This window comes from Ornithinibacillus caprae, assembly GCF_009728145.1.
GTDB lineage: Bacteria > Bacillota > Bacilli > Bacillales > Amphibacillaceae > Ornithinibacillus > Ornithinibacillus caprae.
Window position 1 is genome coordinate 138,004 of record NZ_WOCA01000004.1, and the last position, 26,189, is coordinate 164,192.

The window sequence follows — 26,189 nt, forward strand, 5'->3', positions numbered from 1 at the left end:
GTAAGCAGTTACATTTTATGATTCAGAAGAATTGGATGCAGATGCTTTTGGTGAAAATGAAATAGACATTCTCTCTGTGAAGTCATTAATGGTTTGCATTAATTGTGCTTTTTCATCCAAAATTTGTTGATGTTGATCTGCATATTTTTGATTTTCAATTTCTAACTCACGAATGCGTTCTTCTAGTTCATTAATCTTTAACATGCTTTGATATTGTGCGTTTTTAGACTCTTCATGTAGTTTATTGTATTTACTAGTTTCTGTTTCAAGCTGGTCAGAGATTTTTTCGTATTCGTTATTGGAAGTGTTTTGATACTCATTATAATCTTCAAGAAGCTGATCATAGCTCATTTGCTTATTAGTAAGATTCGTTTCTAAAGCATTGATCTCATGATTTTTTTCTTGTATGAGTTGATCTTTTTTCAGATGTTCCTGCTTTAATCGATTAATGGTTTCATTTGCTGTATGTAATTGATCTTCAAGATCGTTGTTTTTATACTGGGTTAACTGACGATCCTTGAGCATGTTTTCTAAAGAAACGATTAAATCCAATGAAACCTTATCCTGGTTTTCTTTTGAAAATACGTCTTTACTAGGTGTTTGTTCATCTTCTTGCTCTTCTACCTTACTATTTTGTTCCTCTTTTTCAGCATAAGCGGTAATCGTTTGTTCAATCATATCCTCTTGCTCTACGGCAGCTTGGCTGCGAGAGTTTTTAAACCAACCGATCCCCTTTTTTTCTATATCCTTTGCCATATTATCATCTCCTATAAACCGTTTAGATAATCTTCTACTATATTACATATCGGTTCATGTCGAAGAATATCAATAAAAGTCGGCGAATTCTTTTGGATATAAGAAAAAGAGAGGGAAAATCCCCTCTCTACGTACGATATTATTCCGTTGTCCTTGGCTTAGTGGGATCACAATCAGGTGGTGTTACGTTCGTGGATTCAGCAAGCTTCATTAAGTAGTAACATTCCTCACGGTACATATGGTCAGCCATGAGGGCTGAAAAGGTGCTTAGCACGGTGTCTGAGAGTTCCATTTCTTCCACTTCATGGAGAAAGGTTTGAAATAATTTTATTTCTACTTCAACATCATTATTAAAGCGATTCAATGATGGGAAGGATTGAATGTTTGCCCGTAAATAACCAGTCAGTTCCACAGCCTTTATATAAAAGTCGTCAAAATGCTTGGCAAACTCATTACTCTTTTCCTTTAGACGTTGTTCTACTTTGTCTAACTCATCATTAATTGCCCCTGCATGACCAGCTGCATCTGCTAGCCAAACCAAATGATGGTGTAATTCGTGGAATATAGGTGGAGCCTTCCCTTCTTTTAAGTAGCTCATCACCAGCTGATATTCTTCCAGCTCATTAACCATATGATTAATAAATGTTGGTGATAAATGAATTCCAATATCCCCATTCAATTGCCGTTTGATGATGGAGAATTTAAATTTCTTTAACTGTTCAGCAGCGGTCTCTGCATTCTTGGTAAATGCAATCACATTATTATTGGTTAATGACTTCGATTGTTCTAATAACATATCAAAGTGTTCTACAAAGTCTTTTGCTATGTCAACATCATTTTCCTCCGTAGGATAAAGAGAATCACGGATAAATCGGGAGTGGTCCCCCAAAACCTGTAACCAAAATTGATGTTCAAACGAAGCACTTTCTAACAAATCTGCCAATAGACATCATCCCCCTTAGATCGTCATCATAGTAAATATATTCATGGCATGCGTGAAATATTAATCGTTGAGTGATTTACATTCCAAATATGAAAATGTATTTGGTAAAATAAGATAAAAAGATGGATAAAGGACGGAAACCATGAATTTAACGATTATTGCAGTTGGAAAATTAAAAGAAAAATATTTAAAACAAGGTATTCAAGAATATTTAAAACGACTAAGCGCATATGCAAAAGTAACTATTATCGAGGTTGCAGATGAAAAAGCCCCAGAAAATATGAGCGAGGCAGAAATGCTGGAAGTCAAGGAGAAGGAAGGAGAACGAATCCTTTCTAACATTGGACAAGATACCTATGTGATCACATTGGAAATAAACGGTAAGATGCTAAGCTCGGAGCAGCTTGCGAAAAAGATGGACGAGCTAGCTACATACGGAAAGAGCAAGGTTGCGTTTGTAATTGGTGGATCCCTTGGTATAAGTGAAGCAGTACAGAAGCGGAGTGATTTGGCATTGTCGTTTTCGAAAATGACATTTCCTCATCAGGTCATGCGGTTAATTTTGTTGGAGCAGGTTTATCGGGGGTTTAGGATAAATCGGGGGGAACCGTACCATAAATAGAGGCAAAAATTGTTGTAGATATGGTGGTAATTTATCATTAGAAACTGTTGTTTGAGGAAGGATTATCCCTTCTTCATCCGTTTCTAAATATAATAAGTGAATTAACGCAAAAGTTTTTGAGATGTTAACCTCTGAGAAATCAAAATCGAGTTCTATTTTATCCACTACTCGTGTTTTATCTTTAGTTAGAGTAATGTTAATGTTTTCTATTAAAAGTTGTAGTAATTGTTTTTGTTTATTTCTAGATGATCGTTTATATGTTTCAATAAATTTTGTTAAAAGTATATCAAGAAGCTCAGGCTGTATAACCTTAGTATCGGTTGAACTGAGTTTAGTACTGAGTTCGCTTTTCCTTTGCTCTAGCATTGACTTTTCATCTGAGACATCCTTTAGTCGTTCTTGTAAAATATCCACAGGAAAGAGGTTTTGTTCATATGCTTCAAAATATTTATCCTGAAGTTCTTTCAATTCCATAATTCTTTTATCAATATTCTCTAATTCTAATTGAATTTCCTTCGTTGAATTAACGGAGTCTTTATTAAGTGAATTGACTTTTAAGGCGAAATCCTCTTTATTATTAATCACTTCCTGAATCTTTTCTATAGTGGTATTTTCCGCAAAATAAGCTTTAATTGAATTAGCCCGACAAGCGGAAGAACCTTTGTTATGAAAATCACTACAAACATAATATCGATGCTTCCTTTTTGTACCGTCTTTACGGGTGTAGGTTGTAATTGATGGAACCATACCTTGTCCACAATCTGGACATCTTAGTACGCTGCTTAACAAAAATGGTTCATTTGATTGTCTTTGTTTAAAGGATTTACTTTTTCTTCTAGTTTGAACAATGTTCCATAATTCATCATTGATAATCGGTTCGTGTTTCCCTTCTACCAGTATAGGGTTTGGATTTTTCCCTTTTCTACGCTTTGTATCCCAATTTTCTACTTTAAGCCAACTAATCTTTCCATTATATACTGGATTGTCTAAAATGGTTGCTATGCCGTTAATTGAGAAGTAACGATCTTTCTTTGTTCGATATCCTTGTTTGTTTACATAGTTGGCAATTGCCTTTAGTCCTTTTCCTTTTGCATACTGATCAAAGATAAGTTGAATAACCTTTGCTTCCTGTTGATTAATAATAAGTTCCTTTTCAATAGAATCGTAGCCAAATACAATTCCACCGTTCCATTCACCTTGTAGTGCGCGTTGTTTCATACCTAGTTTTACGTTTTCTGAGAGTGTGTTTCTTTCCATTTCAGCTATTGAAGCCATAAGCTGTAGAACTAGTCTTCCAATAGGGCTACCAGTATCAAAGTTTTCCGAGTAGGAAATGAATTTCACATTGTATTTTTCAAATTTATCTAGAAGTACAAGTGTATCAAGCATGTTACGTGAAAGACGAGAAATTTTCCACACTAATACAGCTTGAAATTCCTCATTTTCAATGTCGGAAACAAGTCGTTGCATTGCGGGGCGGCCTTTAATCGATTTACCACTGATTCCTTCATCAATATATTCGTGACCTACTTTCCAACCATATAATTTTGCATATTGACGCAGTAAATCAAGTTGAGCATCAATACTATAGCCCTCACTCGCCTGTTCTTCGGTACTTACACGACAGTAGATAGCAACCTTTTTTATTTCTGTCATTTTTGTCCCCCTTTCATCCTTATATTACTATGAAAATTAAAGGAGGACAAAAGTGACTTTTCTATAGTTTAAGTTATGGTGTTAGCATAGAAAATGTAATTAACTACAATGAAGACCAACTTAATTGAGTAAGTAGTTCCGTTTCTGTGGAGAAACATATGAAATAACATACTAATTAGAATACTCAATCGCATAGTGCTTGGTCTCTTATTTTTTCCATATATTAACGATTGCAGGATATTAGCACTTGAATCATACAAAAACGAAACCGGAATATCATAGTGACATTAGCCGTTGTCAAAGCGATTTTCACTCTGTATAAATGATATGATATTTTCTATGTTAACTCTTATAAAACCAAGCAGGTAATTGTAATTTCATGTTAAAATATTGGTATAAGATTTAGAATTTTTTGGTCTTCAACAAACGAAGCAGGTTAATGGAACAAGAAGTGAGTTTTGAAATAACTTTCGGTATTATGAATTTTGAGGGGAGATTGCTTTAATGGAGAGGTTAAACACGATACTAATATATTATCAATTCTCCAAGTAGTTGAGAATTTAAACTTAAACGATGCTTGGGTATGTGCAGGACTTATTCGAAATAAAGTTTGGGATATTTTACATAATACAACTACACCTATAAATGATATTGATGTTATATATTATGATACTTCGGAAACCTCTTTGGAAAAAGAAAAGCGATTAGAAACAAAATTAGGGGGTTTACTTCCAAATCAACCTTGGTCAGTGAAAAATCAAGCCCGTATGCATTTAAAAAGTGGGTTTGATTCTTTTAATTCATCATATGATGGTGTTGCTCATTTTCCAGAAACTCCAACTGCAATAGCTGTAAAATTGTGTAATGAAAAGCTTGAAATAATGGCTCCTTATGGATTAAAGGATTTGTTTGAATTGAAGGTGAAGCCCACACCATTTTATCAAAAGAATAGTGAATTTTATTCAATATATCTTGAACGTATTAAAAGGAAAAAATGGGATGATATATGGAGTAGTTTATCTATAGAACTTTAGAGTTGAAATATCCAAGTGCTATTTCAACTAAAGGGGGCTTATTTGGAATAAGGTAAGGTGATGTGTTCATGAATGAACCTAATATGAAAGAAGTCATTGCAAAGCTAGAAAAGGTGCTTTCAGGTGAATTAAATAGAGAAGAAGTATCAGAATGGGCTGAATTTTATGTTATGGCTGATAAACCAAACGTTGATGATGAAAATGTTTGGGAAATGTTGCAGACTATTAGTGGAATAGATATTTTAGACTCACCCACAACCTATCTTTATAACCAAGAAGACATAAAGCAATGGATAGAAAAAGCGAAAGGGTGCGTTAGCACAAGAGGAATAGTGATGAAATATTTATCTTATTATATTAGGAATTTCCCATATCGGGCCAGATAATTGAAAAGCGAAGGAGGTATTTAATTGGATAAATGTAAAAAATGCAAAAAAACAATTGACAATTCACTCCATAAAGAAAATCGTTTCCTTCCGAAAAGAGAATACTGTTCAGAGTGTGAGGAAAACATTGCTAAGTTGTTTATGGAAAGGGAAGAAGAAGGTCGAGAGTCCCAGCGAGGAATGGATAGATACAGGTCGAAAAATACGAAAATGTACTTTAATAAAGTAAAAAGAAGATAAAGTAAACTAATTTTGTCAAACAAATCACATTTGTGTTAGCAGTTCTTTCATAATAGGGAGCTTTACTTGAACAAGGCGAATGCAACCTTGTTACACTAACGAAGCATTTAGTATAAGAAGGCAATAGGATTTAAATAGAAAACGTATATCAAACCTGTTATTTATTTTAATGGACCTATAGTTATCGCAGTAAGTTTAGAATTAATGCCAAAGATCTTTGAGTTTACATCTGTTATTCAGAACCCAGATAATCTTTTAGAATGCATATCCTTATAAACTTTCAGCAGTTTCTTTTGTTTCGAAAATATAAATTCCACGGCTCCGATTGTTCAATATCATACATCACTTCAATTTCTTTTGAGAATAAGAACTTTTCTTCTATGTTTCACCAATGTTCTTATTGAACACAAACAGAGCTTCTCTAGCACAACGTAGTTATTTAAATGCTTTTCCCACCATGGTATTTTTGAGATCATTTTAAAAACACGAGATGGTGGGTAAGAGGACTGAACTGGATTGTCAATCATAAGGGAACCATCAATAGGCATGCGATAATGTTCACTTACTTCTCTCCTGTGACCTGCCACATCAGCAGGTCCGTTGATACCGTTAGCAGGGTCAACAGGTCCCCAATGCCATTTTTCTAATAGTCCACCCATGGCAGTTTAGTTTGGAAGTTGAAATAGTGTTCATATTGCTTCATAAAACGACGAAGTTTTGGTTCTATTGCTCAGCAATGAGAACAAATAGTATCAGTCACATATCATGTTATTTGCCCTACTACGCCGAATGGCTGATATCCTCATAATCAAAGAGGTAAATAACATCCTTAATTTCACGCTCTTTTGGTCTAGCCCCTTGAGAGACATGAACTTCTTTAATAATAAAATGAAATAAAAACTTCTTTTCCTCATCGGAAATAATATTTATAAAATCTTTCAAATGATTCGTAACATATTCAACATTGCTTTTAACATTAAAGTTGTTTTGTAGATTAATTTGCTTATTCAATCTATCTAATTTAGTTAATGTCTCTTCTTCTTCATCTTCTAGTTCACCAATAAGGTAAGAAAAAGTTTTATCCTTAATTTGCTTTGAATCCTCGGCTTCTTCAAGATATAGATATGCTATTTTTTTTATTTTTTTCTGTATAGATTTTAATGAATTATTTAATGAATTAACTTCATCATTTAAGGATTTAAGATTATTTCCTAGGTTTGAATTTATTATTGTAGACAATATAGCAGATACATTTAGCTTATTAAGATGGGGAATTAAAATATCCAGTACAGCTTCTTCTGCGTATTCCTTAATTATAAGGTTTGAAGAACAAGCCTTACTACCACTACTTTTATTTTTATTACACTGGTAGTATTTATACTTTTCGCTGCTGTTTCCTTGTACCATTGGTGATCCACATTGGGGACACTTTAGTAATCCTGAAAGTGGAAAAGTTCCCGGATGTATTTTAGTCGGTGTATATGATTTTTTTGCTTTAAGATTCTGTGCTTTATTCCAAAGATCTTCAGAAATAATAGGTTCATGTTGTCCTTTCGTATATTCACCTTTCCACTTTGTAAATCCAATATAAATTTTATTTTCTAATATAGTCTTAACAGCATTAATTGTCCAATCGTTATTTTTTTTCGTTTTAAATCCTTGAAGATTTAAATTGTTAGCTATTTTTTTGTAGCCCCACTGATTATAGACGTACTTATTGTAAATATACTGTATAACTGCAGCTTCCTCTGGTATAATTCTGAGGCGTTTACTAACGGATTCATAACCAAATACTATTCCACCTTGAAAATAACCAGCAGTAGCCTTTTTCACCATGCCGGAAACTGTATTTGTTGAGATATTTTCCCTTTCTTTTTCAGCCTGAAGAGCATTTAGTAAATATAACATTTTCGCATTTGGATCTTTTGTGTTTATATTGTCGGTAATACATATAATAACTTTTTTTGCCTCTTTTACCCTTTCTAAAAAAAAGATGGCATCTGAAAAATTCCTGAAGAGACGGTCTAATTTATAAGCGATAATAAACTTAATTTCTTCATCTTCCATTAGGTGTTTATACATTTTTTTGAATTGTTCTCTACCCTCAATATTTTTTGCCGAAGCCTCTTCTTTATAAATGGAGACAGTTTTAATATCGTTTGCTTTACAATATTCTTGCGCACTTTCAACCTGCTTTGAAATAGAGGTATTATCAGCTTGTTTATCTGTACTCACCCTTGCATATACAAGTGCTTTTGTCATTTCGATGCCCCCTCTAAGTTTTTGATTCTATCATTAATACTATCGCTATATTTAAGTGTTAAATCAGATAGATAATTTAAAAATTCTGCTGCTATTACTTTTCCCATTTCATCCTTGGTTTTCAAAATTGAATCATAATGGCTTTTGTGATCAAAATTTATATTTTCATTCATTTATTAACCCTCTTTTATTCGTTAAAATTGACCAAAAGTTTGCCGGCAACTTATTTGGTTGCAATACATAGTACCTTGAAATTTTAATATTTTAAGAGGAAATAGAAAAAAATAAAAATTTATATTTAGATATTGTTTTGAAGATCAAAAGTAAAAAGTCGCAATATGGGTTTTGGGTTATTTTGGAGAATTGGGGTTGAGAGAAGAATTAATAGGCTTTTTAAATTAAAAGGTATTAAAGAAATTAAATAATAGTTCTACTTATTTAACACCGTTAGCTTAAAGTTGAATGATATAAAGTCTATATTTATGAATAGGAGAGTGAAAGAAAAAAGAGGATATCATCAATATAATCGACTGATCCATCTGTTTTAATGTAGCAACATATGGTACAAAATCAAAGGTTCAATTAAGCATTTAAAATCACTTAATTTAATAATCTTGGCTTTTGACCTTAAATGAAAGTGTGATATTTAGTGGCTGTTTCATATTTATTTAGCAGAAGTAGGAGTGCGAATAATTAAATATCCGCACCCAGATTAACAGTTACTAGCTATCCATTTCATGATAAATATCACTTATCAGTTTGGAGAGGGGCCTTTTATGTAAGTCACTTTCATTTAAATAACTTCCAAAGATGGTTCTTTTCATTTCATCTTCATCATTAAAGAGTCCTTCAAAATCTCTGTGAATTTCATTTAGTTTGGATTCCGTATAAAGTAGCTTTTTTTTAAAAAGTTCCTGAACGACATCATTATGAATTTCGTATTGTGAATCTAACTTGAAAATATTGATGTTGCTCTTAATTCGTTTATGCAGAGGTGTCGTTACGACTTCCAAGTAGCTTGAATCATGGATAAAGTCTATTGATTTAAGTTTAAAATTAAAACGAAGTAAATCACTAGAATTAAACCGTCTATCATAAGGAGAATAGTATATTGTTTTATTACTCTTGATATGATTGCAACTTGAACATGAAGGAATAAGGTTGTAAAATGACATCGCTAAGAATGGGTATTTCTCTTTAGGATAATAGTGATCCATTTGACTAGTCCGTTTAAGACCGCGATTTGCATAAGTTACATTATTTATAAAGTTTCTATTGCAGTAAGGGCATACTACTATTTTAAGTTTTTGTACTAATTTAGCAGCGTTATATTCTGTATCAATTAAATATTTGGAAGACTTCGCAAAGTATGAACTATATAGATTATCCCTAATATATTTAATTTCATCAGAGACAATACTACCGTAATAGGCATTTTTTATACGTGGTAATTCCGACATATCTGCAAGGATAACGTCTTCAAATGCTAAACGAGAACCATTTCCCCTGAACCAGTTGTTAATATCATCGTAATTATATTTTGTCAGCGGATTGTTTAAGTGACTTAAAATTGCTTCTAGATGTTCTTGGGCATAGGTAGTCAATTTATTGTTTTTTATAGGGATCATCTTTTTCTAACTCCATTATTCTGGCCTTTAACTTTCTAATTGTATCATCTTTATGTACTACTTTTTCTGTCATTAGCTCTAATCTGCTTTTTATAAGTGGTTCACCAATAATACTTATAACATAATCAATTTCCTCCTTATTTTTCGTTGAAAGATCCTTAGAAGCGTTTAGTAAATTTATAATTTTATTAATTTTATTCCGAGCAAATTCTCCTGTAGTACTTGTCATAAAAAAATCATTAGCAAGTAAGCTATGAATATTCGCTGCAAAAGGATCTGTAGTAATTGGTACTTGTTTGCATTTGCCTGTTGCAACATCCTTTTCAAGTGCAATGACATTATCCTTAGAAAGATCAGATATTATAAAAGGAGAGTGTGTGGTAACAATTATTTGATATGAACTGTAACCATTTTCTAACCTATTTAAATAGGAACATAGCTCGTTTATTAATAACCGACTCCATTCAGGATGCATAAAGTTGTCAGGTTCATCTAATAGTATAATTGCTTTATCTTTTGTTCCGTTGTAATTTAAACTTAAAGAATAGTGAAGAGCAGAAAAAAGTGATAAAAGAGCTTCCTCACCAGCACTAAATGGATAAAATTCTAATGAAAATATTTTAGTCAGTGTTTGTAACTCTTCATCAACAAAATTTAAATCGTCAAATAAAAAGAGAAAATTAGTAATTGCTCGGTATGACTTAGTGTCTTCACTTAATGGGATTGTTATATTTTCTCTATTAAACCAATCTTTACTGAATCCTGAAATCTCGTTGATAAATCTCTCTAATTTTTCGATTATTTGCTCTTTATATTGAAAATACTTGTCTTTTTCTTCTTGATAGTTTAAAAGTGTAGAGATAATTTCAATGTAATAAGAATAAAAGTTATCTCCTTTCACATTAATGTCCTTAATATTAGTTATAAATTCTGATAGTTCGGATTCCATTTTAGGCAATAAGAAAAACTGTGAGGCCAAGCAGTGACAAAAATCATATAAAATTTTATTAATAAAATCTTGTTTTTCATTAAATTTAGTTTGGTTTTTATGACTACCAAGATTCAATAAATCAATTTTTTTTTCAAAACCCTTTTCAATTTCCAAATTTATTTCGTCATTGATGTACATATTGGGTGTGATCTTGAGATACATTTCATTTTTAAAAGTGAACATAAAGTTGTTATCATTATTAGAACTTGTTTTATTATTAAGATCATTAATCATCTGGAAAATAGCTGAGTAACCAGTATTTTGTGGACTTATATTAATTCTGTTAAATAAATGCGAAGGTTCATTTTCAATTTTCATACTTTGATGATGACGGTATGTCTTTTTTGAATATCGATATCGAAAGCTAAAATAGTTTATATCTTCCTTGTAATCCCTTCCCTGAGATGATTGTAAAAAACCCCTATAAAAAAATTTATCGCCTATTTTTTCAATGACAATACTATATGGTTCAGAGATGTGACTTCGGCTATTATTAGTAGAATAGTTTTCAATGCTGTTTTTAATATAATCAAAGTTACTCCCTTCAAGAGCGAAAAGGTTATCCTCTAAGTGATAGATTAGAAAGTATTTTTGTGTTTCATAGTTACCAAAACTAGAACGATCATAGCGTTTTGCACCAAGAAGATCTAATATATTTGTTTTGCCACTCCCGTTTTTACCAATAATACCTGTTATATTATTTACTTTTTTTTCATATAGTTTTAAATGAAAACTATTCTTATTAATTATTAAGTTTGGGTGACTAGATTCATCATTTTGTCTTTTAAAATCAACATTGAATTTTGATGATAAGTTAAAACCCATATTTTCTATATTACGGAAATTATCGACCCATAAATATATAAGTTCCATTCAAGTTCCTCCAATTTGGCGATGTGAAAATTGCTTGTAGAAAGACTTATCTATCTTAATATTAGCATCTAGAAATGGTTAAGTCACAAAGGATAAATATTAACAGAAGTCAATTACGTTATTAAAGATTGAAAATCAATATAAGGATAGTGGGAAATTTGCCTTATCGCACACTTTTTTTATTGAATAATAATAAGTTAATTACTTAGTAATGGAGTTTTATAACAGCAATTTCTTTAATACCAACCTGATTTTATCAAAATCTTCTTCTAACTTTTGGGTTGAATAGGCATTGAGTTCATAAGCTTTTCCGTATATTTCGATGCTTTTATGAATAGAATTAACTTCATTTTGATACTCCTCTGATGTCATATCCTTATAAGCTTTACCCTTGTTAATATATTCTTCTATGCCTCTAATAGCTTTTTCATATAGATGATTAATATTACCAAGAGAATTATAGTTAGGTTTATTATTTGTACTCAAATTAACACCTCCCTGTTTTATTAAAGAAGGAAATTGAAAACAGTCCGCTGTTGTGGGCTTGTTTTATTAAATAGATTGGATTTTTAAGTAGATATCCCACCTAAGTATATCAAAAAATAATTACAGCTTTAGATGATAAAAAATCCAATAGCGCCTCTACTGGAAAAAATGTTGCTTAATTTATAAAGATAGAAGAAAAGCCCGTCTATTTTTCATACTTAGAATCTGAAAAAGGAAAATCTAACTCATATTTTATAACACGTTAAGGGTTAGTAAAAATTTACAAGCATCTATTGGAAGCTTCTACGTTCTAATAGATGCTTATACTTTATTTCCAATGGCTATCGTATCCGCACTAACCAGCCCATTCATTCTGCAATACTTATGTTTACACTAATTCAGGAAATAGTAATGTCCCTTCTTCCGTAAAATATAGGTAGGGTTCTTTGTACCCAAGATAACGAACATAAAGTGATTTTCCTTTATATAGATTGGCTGTTTCGGATAGCAAATTACAATACGAAACAAAACCTAAGCAATCATCTTTGGAACGTGTGTACACTTCTATTCCTTTATTAGTGAAATTACATACTCTAACCTTTGTTGTTTGATAGATAAAAAAATCGGTTTTATCTAAATAATTCATTAAGCAAATCTCCTTTTTGTATTATTAGTACACAATTATTAACGTTAACCCTTGTAATTACTTTATAGGGATGTAATCCATCTTCTCGAATATTTCAACATAACCCATAGCCAATAATAAAACTAACAATCTGAACGGGATATATAGGCTGATTAAAATGAAGATTTACTATAACTAACTAAATATGTTCCCGCAACATTAAGACTGATTGCCATTGCATTGATTGATGAAAAAAGAAGGTTTAAAGAAATACAAATAGCTTCCTGCTTTGAATAAAATTATTTCCGAAACTATTCATTTTCTTGGTGCCTACAACTATGTATTGGTTAAAAAATACAGTGATGAGTGTTTTACTCTATAAACTAAGAACACCACTCATAACACAATCGGTAAGTGGAGTCGAGTCTCTCATTAAGTATTGTTCCTTATGGGTTTGAACAAGTGAGCTAGTGGAATTTGTTTCTAATGTATTTACAAAACCAAAAATATAGAATGTCACATTTATATCCCTCCCTAGACTATTCTTTGCTGCGTTCATACTCTGGGTTTTATACCGTTTTTAATTTATTTATTAATTTATGCTATTATAACTGCTATCTTATGAGATTTATATGCTTTATCCTTATCAAGTCGATTTACAGTCATAAAAGGTCAGTTAGTGGTCATAAATGATCATTTTATAGACATAAGAAGTAATTTTTCTAGGTGTAGTCATTTGAATGTATTGTTAAAACGTGTTAATAAATAATTAACTACCATCCGGATTATAAGTTTTGAATACTGACTAAAGGATAATTGAAACAAGTAATGTCGATCTAGGAGGAGATTACATTGGGTGTAAGTATTGGGGACACTTGTATGCTCTATAAAAAATGCAAAATATGTAAAGAGACTAAGTATTTAAAAGAGTTCCAAAGTACAGGGGGAAGAAGGAGTAATCCTTCTAAGCGAAAATCATTTTGCAGAGATTGCAAAGATCGTAGGCATGAAAGATTACTAAGCCCACGACAAGATTATAAATTTGATACGTCTTTGTTAGATCCTTTAAAAGAAATCGTTATACGTGGCCGCAGTATAAGTGGTTATAGATATGAAAATATAATAAGTTATGATAGAGCTAAGAAGCTAGTGGAAGAAGGAGCTGCAGGCATAGTACATAGTACATTGATTCACAATTTCTTCAATTGGAAATCACTAAGAAAATTTGTCTTGGAACGAGATAGTTATACATGCCATTACTGTGGGTTTTACGGCGATACAATTGATCATAAAGTTCCTAAATCAAAAGAAGGAGCAAGCACACCGAGTAACTGTGTTTGTGCTTGTATCGAATGTAATAGAAATAAGGATGATATTTGGTATGAGGAATTTATAAATAAAGTGGAATTGATTGAACAAGGTTAAACGGATAATGATGTACTGATACTAAATTACAAAAGAAATTATAATACCATGAATGTATGGACGTAAAAACCATTTACACCTTCTAATACGTTTTGTAATCTCAGATTTTATTGTTAATTATATTGACCAGTCGAACGCACCTAATAGTTGAAAAGGAATGATATTTAGTGAAAAGAGTATTAATAAACAGGGTTCGTTGTAAAAAGTGTGACGATATTATCGAATCAAAACACTGTTATGACTTTAAAAGGTGTAAATGTAGGGCTATTTTTTTAGATGGAGGGAAGGATTACCAGCGATATGGTTGGGGGAATCAGACTGAAAATGCAAGGCTTGAGGTTTTTATTGATTTTAGTTATACAGTATCAAAATACATTTGGTTATATTCCATCTCTGTCACTAGGAACTCGATGGCTTGTCAATTCAATTCCTCTTCGGATGCCCGTTCACTCTCAGCTAGAAATCTATCTTCAATCGTCTTCATTGAAATATATTATACAAGTTTCTATTTCGTATTCAAAGAGTGGTAAGAAAAAGTTAGTAAACTCCTTGTTGTTATCAATAACTGGGGATGTGTATAATTCTATTTTTTCCCGTAGTAGTTACGTTAAGTTCTAATCAAACTGCAGATAGTTATTAAAAATCTTAACTAAAGGGTTAAAATGAGTTTGAGCGTAAGATAGAATAATAGTGTAACGTTATTTTTTATTTACTTTTATTCAACAAACAACAAAATAAGAGACCTTTTGGGTCGAGGAATCGGTTAAAAAATCATCGGTAGGATGCTTGGCGATAACAATCGTTAGTAATCCATCGATGTTTTTTTATATATAAATCAAGGAAGGGGGGGAATAAACTAAATGGAAAAATTTTATGTAATAAAAAGAACAATAGGAAAAGATGAACAATTTATAGTGATTGATGCAATGTCACTTGATGAAGCAGATGCAATTTTTCTAGTTCGGCATAAGGGAGATAAAGATGCTATGAAAAAAGGAGAGGAATTCCTCGTTTTTGAAGCGAATGGAGAACTGAAATTTGATGAAAACAATCGAGTAGAATTACCGATAAAAGGAGAAATGATGATTCATAAAAAGTTATCGTAAAAAGAAAAAATGATAAAAAGATGGCTTCTGTTAATTCTAACAGGAGTCATCTTTTTCTTTTCCATTCTAATAACAGAGTTGGACTAAGCGTTGATTGTGATGATTATGTCTAGGAAGTTTTATCCTAGACATCCAGCGGCTCTGTTATGCTTTTTAATTCTTCAGTGTCTTGTCTAAATAAAATATGGTAACGATTAAAAGTAACTAATACTAGGTACTATACAGAGAATAGAACAAACAAGTCAATGAAATACAGTGCCTACCTATGTTTGTCATGGTATCTATTATTGGTTACCGTCATCTGATAATGGCTATTTTTGGTGCGATTAATTATTGTATAAGCGCATTACTTTGTATAAGGTTACTATTAATCGTAACGAATAGTAAAAAGGCGTAGAGATTTAATGAAGGTTAAGGTCGAGAAAGAGAAGATCTTAAAGAGATTTATCGTGGTATCTTTTAATGGTGACGAATAAAGTATTCTAACCAATATATTTGTAGTTTAGTATGTATGCAGTCATTCGAAATGAATGACTTAGTAGAGTTTAAAACCTTGTTAGTACGTTATAAATTGTCTTCTCATTATCTCTTAAAGGGTGAATAATGAGTTTCAATCCGGATTCATTTAATCTTTTCTTTATTGCGGGATCTGCGGCAAATCTATTAACAATGTTATGCGCTCTTTTTACACCGTCCGTAAATTTAGAGCGGTTAGAGAAGCTATTATCTGCAATAACAAGGTCCATGATATGAAGTTCTTCTTTATTTCTCTCAGCTAAAATTGCATATTTAAAGACTTTTTCTATCAATGTTTCGATGGGTTCAGTTCCCATATCCAATTCTATGTTAATATAGGCTTTTTTAGCCTTTTTTGATTGTAATTCAATGATCCAATCGGGTTTTACAAAGGTCATAGTTTTACCAAATGTACTAGAATTTCCATTCATATTTTTTGCTATATTAGAATGATAAGCCCCTTTATTTTGACGATGCAAATTTTTCTCCTTTCGTATCCATTCTGTGTATTGAAAGACGGAAGGTGAATGGGAAAATAAAGTTAGATCATAAAAGTTAGGATATTTAGTTTCATTTGAAACTTCATCCTTAATGACTTTGGTGTGAAGACTATTCAATATGTTAATGGCTGCCTGCTGAGTAGCTAAAAAGTGCATCAAATTCTTCTTTTGGTTAAACTTGTAGATTTTTGATTTGTTATATTCTGAATCCAATAAGTTATATTTAATAAGCAAACTAATGCCCCTACTCCCTATTACTAGATATTTGAGCCGTTCTCCATCAAAACCTTCACTATATTTATAACCACGAATCAAGAAGTAATCTTCGAATTTACGAAGACGGTTTTTAAAACTGTATTCCTTTGTTCTAATTTCAAATATTTCTGTAGCAACTTGATATAATTGCTGAAGTGTTAACATTCTTTGTTGTTCAAGAAAAGCTAAAAGTTGTAAGTCCGTTTTAGATAATTCTAATCGTTGTTTTGCATTTTTCTTTAATATTATCCTATCAGGCATAATCTTTCTCCTTTCAAATTTAGGGGTAAAGTTTTTTTCTATTGTAGAGTCCTTTTTAGTCCTCCTATCTACCTACTATTGTTAGACCTCAAAATGTCAGCTTAGGCCATGATAAATCCACAAGTAATCCACTTCCTGCAAGTAATGAGGTTGGAATGCTATATTGAAAAGATAAAACTACATTACTTGAGTAGTTGATCGTAAAGAGGAAGTGTTCTTTAAATAGTGTACTTTCAAATTTTGATATTTCTAGTGCTATGAAAGAAAACAAATAAAATCAAAACATAGTGGTTGCTAATAAAAGAAATGTAAAAATAGACTTGCAAAATAAAATGATAGTTGTATAATGATATTCAAATAAATATTTTGATCGACTTTCTCAACAACAAGGGAAAAACCCACGAGGAAGTAGTGAAATATGCACATACATTTGTGTATAGATTTTACTACGTCTGTCTTGGGTTTTTCTCTTTTTTATTTTAAAAATTCAAATGGCAGACATAGATAGGGAGATGATGATTGGAAAAAATGTTCGAGTTATATTCGGAGAGTAAACTATATTAAGAGGAGAGTATTAAATTGCGGAAAATAAAAAAGGCTGTCATCAGAGAAGATCTGGTGGAATTAACAGGTAGTATGGAAGAAGCTGTAATCTTAGGGCAGCTAATTTACTGGATAGATCGTATGAGAGATGCCAATCTATATAAGATTGAAGAAAGAGAGCGCATAGATAATGACTCAGCATATAAAGGTTCTTTTAAACACGGTTGGATTTACAAGAAAGCTGATGAGTTAGCTGATGAAGTGATGCTTGGTGTATCAGCAAATACGATTCGAAAGTATCTAAGTAAAATAGTAGAAAAAGGTTATGTTAAAAGACAAAATAACCCTCGATATAAGTGGGATAAGACATTGCAGTATCGTGTGAACTTAGTAAAAGTAATCCTAGATTTAAGCAATTTGGGATACCCGATAAATGATTACAAGCTTTTATTACGAATTGAAGAAAATGATGCTTCGAGTAAACAAACGGTTTCTCCGAATGAAGAAAAAGATGAATCGAAGTTCAATGATTGCGCTGCAATATCAGAGACTACTACAGAGACTACTCCAAAAATTAATTCAGAGACTTCTTCATCAAATGAATGGATTGAAGATGAAATTGATAATTATGATACAAATCAATTTGAATTAATTAGTAACACCTACTTGAGTCTTAGCAAAAACAAGCAGTTATCACCTAATGACCAGAAAGCGATTAAGGCCGTTGTTGGGGAAAACTGGGAGACTCATCGTGTTATTGGTTGGATAAAGGATTGTTTTAATAATTTTAAATCAAAACACAAGCTAGATAATATCCGGTCATTTCGGTATGTTGCAAATTTTATATTTGATCAAGCTTATAAAAATGAACAGGAGGTATTAGAGAATGAACAAGCTTCAGGATATATTGCCCAAGATGAATATTTCCAACGATTCGGATCGTCCATTATACAAGATGCCGGGGAGATTAACGAAGGCGACAGATGATTGTATGTACAGAGAATGTGACGGTTCTGGACTAATTCATGTCATCAAAGAGAACGGATATGAGGTTATGATGGTATGTAAATGCAAAGAATATAAAGAACTATTAGAACAAATAAAAACAGCTAGAATACCAGCTGACTATTTGGATAAGAGAATTAATGATTTCGATATAAAAATGTATCAGGAAAAAGACAGTGTAAGAGTAGCACAATATGCTAAAAAAATTGCTACAAGTTATGTTACACAATATCCAGAGATGGAAGACATGGGTAAGGAGTTATACTTTTACAGTAATACAAAAGGATCTGGAAAAACACTTTTATCTATTGCTATTACCAACGAACTCATCATTAAGTATCAAATCAAGCCGATATATATTTCGGTAGTAAATATGCTAAATGAGATGAAGCATTCGTTTACTAATAAAGACTCTAACAGAAATTTTTATAATTTAATGGAGTCCTTTAAGCAAGCCCCAGTACTGGTAATGGATGATTTAGGCGTTGAAAAAACAACAGATTGGTCAGAGGAAGTGTTGACACAAATTTTAGATGAGAGAATGAGTTATAAAAGGCCAACTATTATAACATCTAATAAGCCAATACAGTTACTTCACAAGATGTATCCTGCTGGTAGGATAAAAAGTCGAATTGAAAAGATGACCTTTCCAGCTCTTATGCCTGAAGAAAGTGTAAGAGAAATAATAGCAAGACAGGAAAACGAACAGATTGCAAAATTATTTTTAAATTAAGTGGAATAATGTGTTTAAACTCTTAAAATATAGAAAAAGATTGTTAGAATATAATTGTGACAATCAAAAGATAGAATTTAATATAGTACTGAAGAGGGAGAACCCCATTTTTATAGAGCGACAGCGATATGTGTGAATGCTGCAGTCTTTTAAAGGTGGTTTTCTCTTTTTTTATTTATCTTGAAGAACAAGCATTTAATCAAAAGGAGGGAAAAGTTAAAACGTGAAAATCATTGTTAAAAATTCCGATAAACTACGGTCCATGTTAATTGAAAAAGGGTTTTCTCAACGTGAGTTTTCGAGACATACTGGATTAAGCGAAAATTACTTTAACCAAATTGTTAATCATAAGAAAAATCCTAGCCCAGAGGTTGCAAAGAAAATATCACACCAGTTAGGTCTAGAGTTTCATGATGTTTTTCAAATTACTAAATAAACAATTGGAAAGAGGACATGGTTCAATTATATTAAATATCTATAGTTACACAGTGTGGATGTTGTGGAATGGGTGTTTTTAAGGAAATTTTATTTCTAAATAGATGTATTTAAGTTAGAGTCAAAAACTCTTATAAATTCTTCTAATATCCCCTTCAAATATAAAAATCGAGGATACAATGCGTCACACAAGTAGATTAAATACTTTATTAATAACAATTAATAAAAAAATAAAATGAAGTGAAACAATAATATGAATTGTTTTGCTTACGTTCGAACTGCTAATGGAAAAAATAAGGATGCGTCTTTACTAAAACAAACTGAAATGAAAAACGCTTTTATTGCACAAAATAATTGGCAATTAGAATCTGTTTATACCGATATTGATTCTGGAAATGATATGAATGAGAGTCTTCTTAAAATGATTGAAGATGCTCAACAAGGAAAAATCGATGTTATTATTACAAGTGATCCAACACGAATTTCAAGAAATCGTGATTATCTATTTAAAACTACGTGAACAAAATAATGTTCATATTATTACAGTAGATAATCAAATTAATACTGTTTTAAACGGTAGCAGACATTAATAGTAATTAAATAAACCATAATGTATGTGCAGTTTTATATAAAGAGAAGGCAATTCGTATTTTGATAGTTGTCTTCTCCTTTACTACTTTAACGCAGGAATAGCTAAGTTTTCAAAGTAGAAATCGTAAGTGTTTTTAAAAGGAATTTTAAATACCCTTTACAAGTATTGGTGATTTATGGTATAACTGTTTTAGAGGAAAGATGAAATTAAAACTTTATAACTTATTAGGAGGGTTTCTACTATGGATAGAACAATCACAGAAAGAAGTAGAAAGACAACAAATAATCAAAGAATGTTTCAGCGTGATTTATTTTTGCGGGATCAAAAAAAGAATTTAGAATACCTTTCGGAAGTATTTGAAGAAATTGGGTTTATTACTGAAACTATAGAAATAGATTCTAGATCGATTTTTTCGCCGATTGTAAAATTCGTTAACCATGAAAAGAAAGCAGTAAAGTTCAATACCCTGTTAACCGTAATGGGATTAAGTAACTTTAGAATAACACCTAGAGGGAAATTAGTTAAATTCGAGGCAGTCCTGAAAAAGCATGTTAACAGAGAAGGTAGTAGAAGAAAACAACACATTAGTAGAATAGCAAAGGTAACAACTTCAGATGTTAAGTTATTAGCAGACTTATTAAGTAGTAAACGTTCACAGATTACTACATATTTAAATGTTACTAGGGAATTGGAAATCTAAGAAATGGAGTGAGTAAATATGAAAAGGGTTGCCATTATTGGTGGTGATAATAAAAAAGGATACGAGGACAAGTTAAAGACATTAAATTTTGAGTTAAAATATCATGATGGAAGAATGAAAAGAAAAGGAACCAAAAATTATTTCACCAACTTATTAAAGGATGTTGAATGTGTTATAGTTATACTATCAGCAGTATCTCATGGTACAATGTATGCAGTTAAAGGTGCTGCAGAGAAATTTGGAATTAAAGTGATTTATCACCGTAGTAAAGGAATTTCTAGTGTAATAAACGCTGTCCACGAAAATGTGGCTTTTTATTAAAACATAAATAAAAGGAATTAAGAATACCTTATTAAAATAAATTCAATACATTGATGAGGAGTTATTACTTATATGGAGAACATTGAGTTAAGAGCAAATAAAGCAGGTAAGGCACTTGGCGAAAGACTTAGAGGTGAGGTGCAGCCTTTTCAATATCATGAAGTAGCGAGTAGAATTTTTACAGCAAAATTCTTATTAGTAAATAAAAGTCATTCAATAACTATACCAGATGATATATCTTGGGAAAGAATCAGTTCTTCTCACTATGATATTGGAAATCTTATTGATGAGTTATTTTATAAGACCGTGCATAATAATGGGTTTAACATGGAGTCATTAAGTAATTTTTCTCTTTCAAAGATAGGAGATCATATTCTGTATGACTGCTTAATGATTATTGATCAAAGTTCTTTAACAATAGAAGAGTTTCAAGATACAAATTTAACTGGTCGATATTTCTTACAGCTCATACAACGATTTATGGAGAGTGAAGGAAAAGAATTAGGAACATCTGTAACACCAGAAGGATTAAATCGACTTATGATAGAAATACTAAATCCTTCTAATGGTTGTGTGTTCGATGGAGCAGCAGGAATTGGAGGATCGTTAATTGAAGCTTATCGTTTCAATAATGACATTTCAATGTTTGGGCAAGAGATAAATGAATCTAATGTTGCTCTAGCTTATATGAACGCAATTATAAATGGTATAGATTTATCACGATTTCAAATTGCAAAAGGTGATACATTATTCTCTCCTGCATTTATAAAAAATGATAGTAACTTAATGCAGTTTGATTATATTGCGATGAATCAACCCTTTGGATTGAAATTAAACAATATACAAATGATGGACTATGATCCCTATGGTCGTTTTAGCGGTAGAATGGGAAAAACTAGTAAAATGCATGGTGACCTAGCGTTTTTACAACACACTGTCTCATCATTGAATGAAACAGGAAGAGCCGCAGTAATAGTTCCTTTAGGAGTGTTATCAAGAAGCTCTCATGCTGAGAGGGCATTTAGAGAATATATTGTCAATAATGATATGATCGAGACTATTGTATTATTACCAAATAAACTCTTTTCGTACACAGCGATTCAAACTGTGTTGCTAGTATTAAATAAAAATAAGCAATCAAGTAGAATGCAACAAGTTTTGTTTATAAATGCTGAAGAGCAGTTTACAAGTAGAGGACGATCACAAAATTATTTAACACAAGATAATATTGATTCGATTATTGCTATGAATGAACAATCTTCAACAGATACAGAAGATGTGAAAATCGCTACCCTGCCGGAGATTATAGAGAGTGAATTTAATCTAAATCCTAATCATTATTTTACAAGCCAAACTGTGGATACCCAATTTGGAGAGGTCATAATAAATAAAGCTGTATATGATGATAAGGTTAAAAATAAGAGGACTTTAAAAGAGGTTGCAGAATTATCACGGGGAGTTAACTTACCTTCTAAGAATACAATTAAAGAAGGTCAAAAAGGATATAAGGTTATCCAATTAAAAGATGTAGAAAATGGTAAAATAGACTTAGAAAGTGTTGAAGTAATCCCAGTTAAAAATGCTGACCGTTATTTGGTTGAAAGTGGTGACATTATTATTGCTAGTCGTGGAACGGCTTATAAAGTAGCAATAGTTCCCGACCATAACGAAACTTTAGTTCTATCTAATATGTTTATAAGAATTAGAATTAAGGATAAGGCATATAAGCCGGAGTACATTAAAGTTTTCCTTGATAGTCCAGTTGGTGTGGCTCTCATTGAGGGAATGAAAAAGGGTGGAACGGTAAAAGCATTAACTACACAGGATATTGAGGATATTGAGTTTCCTGATATTGAATTAAATGAACAAGAGGAAATAATACGGACAGTAAAAGACGCTGAACTCAAATATATGGAATTGCTCCAACAGGCACATGATGTATTAAAGGAAAGTAAGTTAAATGCTTATACTAAAATGGGGCTAAGAGATGTTATTAAGGGACTAGATTAATATAATTTCCAGCCTGACATCTTTCTATAGGTTGCTATTTAAAAAATATATAAAGTTAAAGTCCACCATTGTATAAGGTGTTCAAGAAATGGGGGCAATATAAGGTAACCTTTTAGCCTATTAATTTAAAATATTAGGTAAATAATTTCATGAGCCAAGAAAGGAAAGAACTATAATGACAGAAAATCAACGTAATACCCAAACAACGATAAACGTACAAAAACAAGCAAATTTAATTTGGAACGTTGCAGATATATTAAGAGGACTATACAAACCACATGAATATGGAAAAGTTATTTTACCTATGACCGTAATTAAGCGTCTACACGACACATTATTGCCAACGCGAGAAAAGGTTTTAAAAGCATCAGAGCAACATAAAGACTTGAATGAGGCTTTTCGCCATCGTTTTTTAACACAAGAGTCAGGCTATTCATTTTATAATACGAGCGTTTATACATTTGATACATTATTAGCGGATCCAGCAAATATGGAGACAAATTTCAGAGCTTATCTAAATAGCTTCTCAGGGAATATGCTGGATATTTTAGAGAGCTTTAAATTCGATGTTGAAATATCGACGTTGGCTGATAATGATGCACTATTTCATGTTATTCAGGAATTTAATAAAAAGGAATCATATCTAGGTCCAGATAAAGTAACGAGTACAGATATGGGATATGTTTTCGAGGAATTAGTGCGTAAGTTTTCAGAGAGTTATAACGAAGAAGCGGGTGAACACTTCACTAGTCGAGATATTATTTATTTAATGACAGATTTACTATTGATTGAAGATAGAGATACGTTAACAGGTGAGGATGTCGTAAAAACGGTGTACGACCAAACGATGGGAACATCACAAATGTTATCAGCAATGCAAGAGCGTATCCATGATTTTAACGAGAATGCAGAAGTAAGAACATATGGACAAGAATTAAACCCAGAAACCTATGCAATTGCCAAAGCTGATACGATGATTCGTGGCGGAAACCCAGATAATATGGCATTAGGAAGTACACTATCAAATGACCAATTTGAAGGATATGAATTTGATTATAGTATTTCCAATCCACCTTTTGGTAGCGATTGGAAAAGGGATCAAAAAGCAGTAAAAGATGAGCATGCATTAGGTGAGAATGGACGTTTCAGTATCGGGCTTCCCAAAATAAGTGATGGTCAACTACTCTTTCAATTAAATGGGATATCTAAATTAAAAGAGACAGGAAGAATGGCAATTATCCATAATGGTTCTGCACTATTTTCGGGCAATGCAGGTGGTGGAGAGAGTAATATTCGTCAATATGTCATTGAGAATGATTGGTTAGAAGCGATTGTCCAATTACCGAATGACTTGTTTTACAACACAGGGATTTCAACGTATATATGGGTCATAACAAAAACTAAATCACCTGAACGAGAAGGAAAAGTCCAATTAATTGATGCCTCAAAAATGTATGAAAAACGAAGAAAAAACATTGGTGAAAAACGCGTCGATATTTCTGAAGAATGTAGAAATATGATCGTCCAAGCATATGGTGAATTTGATAATAAGGAATATAGATTGGATGAAAAAGTAGTAGAGTCTAAGATTTTTGATAATGAGGACTTTGGCTATACACGTGTTACGGTTGAAAGTCCACAACGTGATGAGGAAGGAAATATCGTCTTAAAGAAAAATAAACCGGTAGCAGATCCGAAATTACGTGATACAGAAGAAATTCCACTAAAAGAAGATATTAATAATTACTTTAAACGAGAAGTTTTACCTTTTAATCCAGACGCATGGATGGACCGTAAGAAAGATAAAATTGGTTATGAAATTCCATATACTCGTTTGTTCTATAAATATAGTCCACCGGAACATTCTGAAGTAATTGCAGAACGAATAAAAAAGCTAGAAGAATCGATTGTTGCAAACTTCCAAGCGTTATCAGGTAAGGATGTGAGTAATGTTGACTAGAGAAATGAAAGACTCAGGTGTTGAATGGATTGGAGAGATACCTAAGTATTGGGATTTAAAAAGGATGAAATACATTCTTACCGAACGTAAAATGAAGAATGATCCAATTATTACAGAAGAAATTCTATCGTTATCAGTTGAAAGAGGTGTATTCCCGTATTCTGAAAAAACAGGTGGCGGAAATAAGGCCAAGACAGATTTAACAGCATATAAAGTGGCTTTTCCCAATGATATTGTTATTAATAGTATGAATGTATTAGCAGGTGCTGTTGGTCTGTCTAGATACAAAGGAGCGGTTAGCCCGGTATATTACACGCTTTATGATGATACTGGTAAAATTGATATAAATTATTATTATTATCTATTTCAGACTGAAGCATTTCAACGTAGCTTATTAGGGCTGGGGAATGGAATAATGATGAAAGAATCTTCTACTGGTAAATTGAACACAATTAGAATGAGGATTCCAATGGAAAAACTATTTGCACTAAGATTACCTTTACCACCTAAAGATATACAAAATAAAATAGTAGAATTCATTGGTACAAAGGTAGAAGCTATAGATAAGATAATTACTAATACGAAACAATCCATTGGAGAATTAAAAAAATATAGGAAAACCATTATTACAGAAACAGTAACAAAAGGGATAGATGCGACTGTTCAAGTGAAAGATAGTGGGATTGAAGTATTAGGGAAAATAAATGTAAACTACAATGTAATTCCATTAGGGTATTTAGGAACGCTTCAAAACGGAATTAGTAAATCAGGAGAATATTTTGGAGAAGGGTATCCTTTTGTTAGTTATGGTGATGTTTATAATAATAGAGTTCTTCCTTTTTTAGTTAAAGGACTAGTTAGATCAACTAAGGAAGAGCAAAATCTATACTCAGTTAAAAAAGGAGACATATTTTTTACTCGTACTTCAGAGATTATTGAAGAAGTCGGAATGGCTTCAGTCTGTCTAAGCAGCATTGAGCAAGCAACTTTTGCTGGTTTTTTAATCCGATTCAGACCAAATTATGATAACCAGTTAATATCAGAATATGCACGATATTATTTAGAGTCCACATTTATAAGAGACTTTTTTGCAAAAGAAATGAATTTAGTTACTAGAGCATCTTTAAGTCAACCGTTGCTAAAAAGGCTTCCAATTATCTTACCTAATTTAAAAGAGCAAAAAAGAATAGTTTCCTATTTGGATATTCAAACAAAAAGAATTGATACTTTAATTCAAGATAAAGAAAAGGTAATCATAGAACTGCAAAAATATAAAAAATCTCTCACCTATGAATATGTAACAGGTAAAAAAGAAGTATGAGAGG

At 31.8% G+C, this 26,189-nt stretch carries 27 protein-coding genes and 1 pseudogene; 16 read left to right on the top strand and 12 right to left on the bottom strand.

Going from position 1 to position 26,189, the window contains the following annotated elements:
• Positions 1-15: 15 nt before the first annotated feature.
• Together GMD78_RS07260 and GMD78_RS07265 are read right to left on the bottom strand one after the other, a co-directional pair.
• Positions 16-756 carry a hypothetical protein gene (locus tag GMD78_RS07260; protein WP_155668164.1) on the bottom strand — a complete coding sequence of 247 codons (741 nt, stop codon included), beginning with the start codon at positions 754-756 and terminating at the stop codon, positions 16-18.
• Between the two features lie 139 nt (positions 757-895).
• Positions 896-1,699, bottom strand: coding sequence for a DUF2935 domain-containing protein (locus GMD78_RS07265; RefSeq protein ID WP_155668165.1), 804 nt, complete (start codon positions 1,697-1,699; stop codon positions 896-898).
• 142 nt (positions 1,700-1,841) lie between these two features.
• Here GMD78_RS07265 and rlmH point away from each other — a divergent pair, with 142 nt between their 5' ends.
• Positions 1,842-2,321: a 23S rRNA (pseudouridine(1915)-N(3))-methyltransferase RlmH gene (gene rlmH / locus GMD78_RS07270; protein ID WP_155668166.1), complete on the top strand. Its 480-nt coding sequence runs from the start codon at positions 1,842-1,844 to the stop codon at positions 2,319-2,321.
• On the opposite strand, the gene GMD78_RS07275 is transcribed toward rlmH, so the two are convergent.
• Positions 2,256-3,977, bottom strand: a complete 1,722-nt coding sequence (locus tag GMD78_RS07275; protein ID WP_246187594.1) for a recombinase family protein — start codon at positions 3,975-3,977, stop codon at positions 2,256-2,258. The genes rlmH and GMD78_RS07275 overlap by 66 nt on opposite strands.
• A 485-nt stretch (positions 3,978-4,462) precedes the next feature.
• Here GMD78_RS07275 and GMD78_RS07280 point away from each other — a divergent pair, with 485 nt between their 5' ends.
• The 3 genes from GMD78_RS07280 to GMD78_RS07290 all read left to right on the top strand — a co-directional run bounded on the left by GMD78_RS07280 (position 4,463) and on the right by GMD78_RS07290 (position 5,637).
• Entirely contained in the window at positions 4,463-5,011 is a 549-nt protein-coding gene (locus GMD78_RS07280) for a nucleotidyltransferase family protein (RefSeq protein ID WP_155668167.1), read from the top strand.
• Positions 5,012-5,079: 68 nt separating this feature from the next.
• Positions 5,080-5,397, top strand: a complete 318-nt coding sequence (locus GMD78_RS07285; protein WP_196493747.1) for a DNA-binding protein — start codon at positions 5,080-5,082, stop codon at positions 5,395-5,397.
• 24 nt (positions 5,398-5,421) lie between these two features.
• Entirely contained in the window at positions 5,422-5,637 is a 216-nt protein-coding gene (locus GMD78_RS07290) for a hypothetical protein (RefSeq protein ID WP_155668168.1), read from the top strand.
• A gap of 384 nt (positions 5,638-6,021) precedes the next feature.
• On the opposite strand, the pseudogene GMD78_RS21845 reads toward GMD78_RS07290, so the two are convergent.
• From GMD78_RS21845 to GMD78_RS07330, 8 genes and pseudogenes are all read right to left on the bottom strand, one after another.
• Positions 6,022-6,400: pseudogene (locus tag GMD78_RS21845) on the bottom strand (DsbA family protein); the annotation flags it as partial.
• 17 nt (positions 6,401-6,417) lie between these two features.
• On the bottom strand, positions 6,418-7,899 hold the full coding sequence (locus GMD78_RS07300) for a recombinase family protein (protein ID WP_155668169.1): 1,482 nt from the start codon (positions 7,897-7,899) through the stop codon (positions 6,418-6,420).
• Complete coding sequence (locus GMD78_RS07305) at positions 7,896-8,072, bottom strand: hypothetical protein (protein WP_155668170.1); 177 nt, start codon at positions 8,070-8,072, stop codon at positions 7,896-7,898. The genes GMD78_RS07300 and GMD78_RS07305 overlap by 4 nt, the downstream gene beginning before the upstream one ends.
• 549 nt (positions 8,073-8,621) lie before the next feature.
• Complete coding sequence (locus GMD78_RS07310; RefSeq protein WP_155668171.1) at positions 8,622-9,527, bottom strand: HNH endonuclease; 906 nt, start codon at positions 9,525-9,527, stop codon at positions 8,622-8,624.
• Positions 9,505-11,391: an AAA family ATPase gene (locus GMD78_RS07315; RefSeq protein ID WP_155668172.1), complete on the bottom strand. Its 1,887-nt coding sequence runs from the start codon at positions 11,389-11,391 to the stop codon at positions 9,505-9,507. Before GMD78_RS07315 ends, GMD78_RS07310 begins: the two co-directional genes overlap by 23 nt.
• A 219-nt stretch (positions 11,392-11,610) precedes the next feature.
• The gene (locus tag GMD78_RS07320) at positions 11,611-11,877 is read right to left on the bottom strand and encodes a hypothetical protein (protein ID WP_155668173.1); all 267 of its coding nucleotides are present in this window, start codon (positions 11,875-11,877) and stop codon (positions 11,611-11,613) included.
• A gap of 388 nt (positions 11,878-12,265) precedes the next feature.
• Positions 12,266-12,523, bottom strand: a complete 258-nt coding sequence (locus GMD78_RS07325) for a hypothetical protein (RefSeq protein ID WP_155668174.1) — start codon at positions 12,521-12,523, stop codon at positions 12,266-12,268.
• A gap of 355 nt (positions 12,524-12,878) precedes the next feature.
• Positions 12,879-13,022 carry a hypothetical protein gene (locus GMD78_RS07330; protein ID WP_155668175.1) on the bottom strand — a complete coding sequence of 48 codons (144 nt, stop codon included), beginning with the start codon at positions 13,020-13,022 and terminating at the stop codon, positions 12,879-12,881.
• Positions 13,023-13,354: 332 nt separating this feature from the next.
• Here GMD78_RS07330 and GMD78_RS07335 point away from each other — a divergent pair, with 332 nt between their 5' ends.
• The 3 genes from GMD78_RS07335 to GMD78_RS07340 all read left to right on the top strand — a co-directional run bounded on the left by GMD78_RS07335 (position 13,355) and on the right by GMD78_RS07340 (position 15,033).
• Positions 13,355-13,927, top strand: a complete 573-nt coding sequence (locus GMD78_RS07335; protein ID WP_155668176.1) for an HNH endonuclease — start codon at positions 13,355-13,357, stop codon at positions 13,925-13,927.
• Positions 13,928-14,094: 167 nt separating this feature from the next.
• Entirely contained in the window at positions 14,095-14,457 is a 363-nt protein-coding gene (locus tag GMD78_RS21940; RefSeq protein WP_425495048.1) for a DUF7695 domain-containing protein, read from the top strand.
• 330 nt (positions 14,458-14,787) lie between these two features.
• Entirely contained in the window at positions 14,788-15,033 is a 246-nt protein-coding gene (locus tag GMD78_RS07340; protein ID WP_155668177.1) for a hypothetical protein, read from the top strand.
• Between the two features lie 545 nt (positions 15,034-15,578).
• Here GMD78_RS07340 and GMD78_RS07345 read toward each other — a convergent pair.
• Complete coding sequence (locus GMD78_RS07345) at positions 15,579-16,565, bottom strand: replication-relaxation family protein (protein WP_155668178.1); 987 nt, start codon at positions 16,563-16,565, stop codon at positions 15,579-15,581.
• A gap of 579 nt (positions 16,566-17,144) precedes the next feature.
• Here GMD78_RS07345 and GMD78_RS07350 point away from each other — a divergent pair.
• From GMD78_RS07350 to GMD78_RS07390, 9 genes are all read left to right on the top strand, one after another.
• The gene (locus tag GMD78_RS07350; RefSeq protein ID WP_155668179.1) at positions 17,145-18,095 is read left to right on the top strand and encodes a DeoR/GlpR family DNA-binding transcription regulator; all 951 of its coding nucleotides are present in this window, start codon (positions 17,145-17,147) and stop codon (positions 18,093-18,095) included.
• Positions 17,995-18,846, top strand: a complete 852-nt coding sequence (locus GMD78_RS07355) for an ATP-binding protein (protein WP_155668180.1) — start codon at positions 17,995-17,997, stop codon at positions 18,844-18,846. Before GMD78_RS07350 ends, GMD78_RS07355 begins: the two co-directional genes overlap by 101 nt.
• 223 nt (positions 18,847-19,069) lie before the next feature.
• On the top strand, positions 19,070-19,282 hold the full coding sequence (locus GMD78_RS07360) for a helix-turn-helix domain-containing protein (protein WP_155668181.1): 213 nt from the start codon (positions 19,070-19,072) through the stop codon (positions 19,280-19,282).
• Positions 19,283-19,534: 252 nt separating this feature from the next.
• The gene (locus tag GMD78_RS07365) at positions 19,535-19,801 is read left to right on the top strand and encodes a recombinase family protein (protein WP_155668182.1); all 267 of its coding nucleotides are present in this window, start codon (positions 19,535-19,537) and stop codon (positions 19,799-19,801) included.
• Positions 19,802-20,114: 313 nt separating this feature from the next.
• Positions 20,115-20,573: a hypothetical protein gene (locus tag GMD78_RS07370; protein WP_155668183.1), complete on the top strand. Its 459-nt coding sequence runs from the start codon at positions 20,115-20,117 to the stop codon at positions 20,571-20,573.
• Positions 20,574-20,591: 18 nt separating this feature from the next.
• Positions 20,592-20,894 (top strand): DUF2325 domain-containing protein, encoded by a 303-nt coding sequence (locus GMD78_RS07375; RefSeq protein WP_155668184.1) that lies wholly within the window; start codon positions 20,592-20,594, stop codon positions 20,892-20,894.
• A 72-nt stretch (positions 20,895-20,966) separates the two neighbouring features.
• Entirely contained in the window at positions 20,967-22,904 is a 1,938-nt protein-coding gene (locus GMD78_RS07380) for an N-6 DNA methylase (protein ID WP_155668185.1), read from the top strand.
• A 175-nt stretch (positions 22,905-23,079) separates the two neighbouring features.
• On the top strand, positions 23,080-24,864 hold the full coding sequence (locus tag GMD78_RS07385) for a type I restriction-modification system subunit M (RefSeq protein WP_155668186.1): 1,785 nt from the start codon (positions 23,080-23,082) through the stop codon (positions 24,862-24,864).
• Positions 24,854-26,185: a restriction endonuclease subunit S gene (locus tag GMD78_RS07390; protein WP_155668187.1), complete on the top strand. Its 1,332-nt coding sequence runs from the start codon at positions 24,854-24,856 to the stop codon at positions 26,183-26,185. The genes GMD78_RS07385 and GMD78_RS07390 overlap by 11 nt, the downstream gene beginning before the upstream one ends.
• Positions 26,186-26,189: the final 4 nt, after the last annotated feature.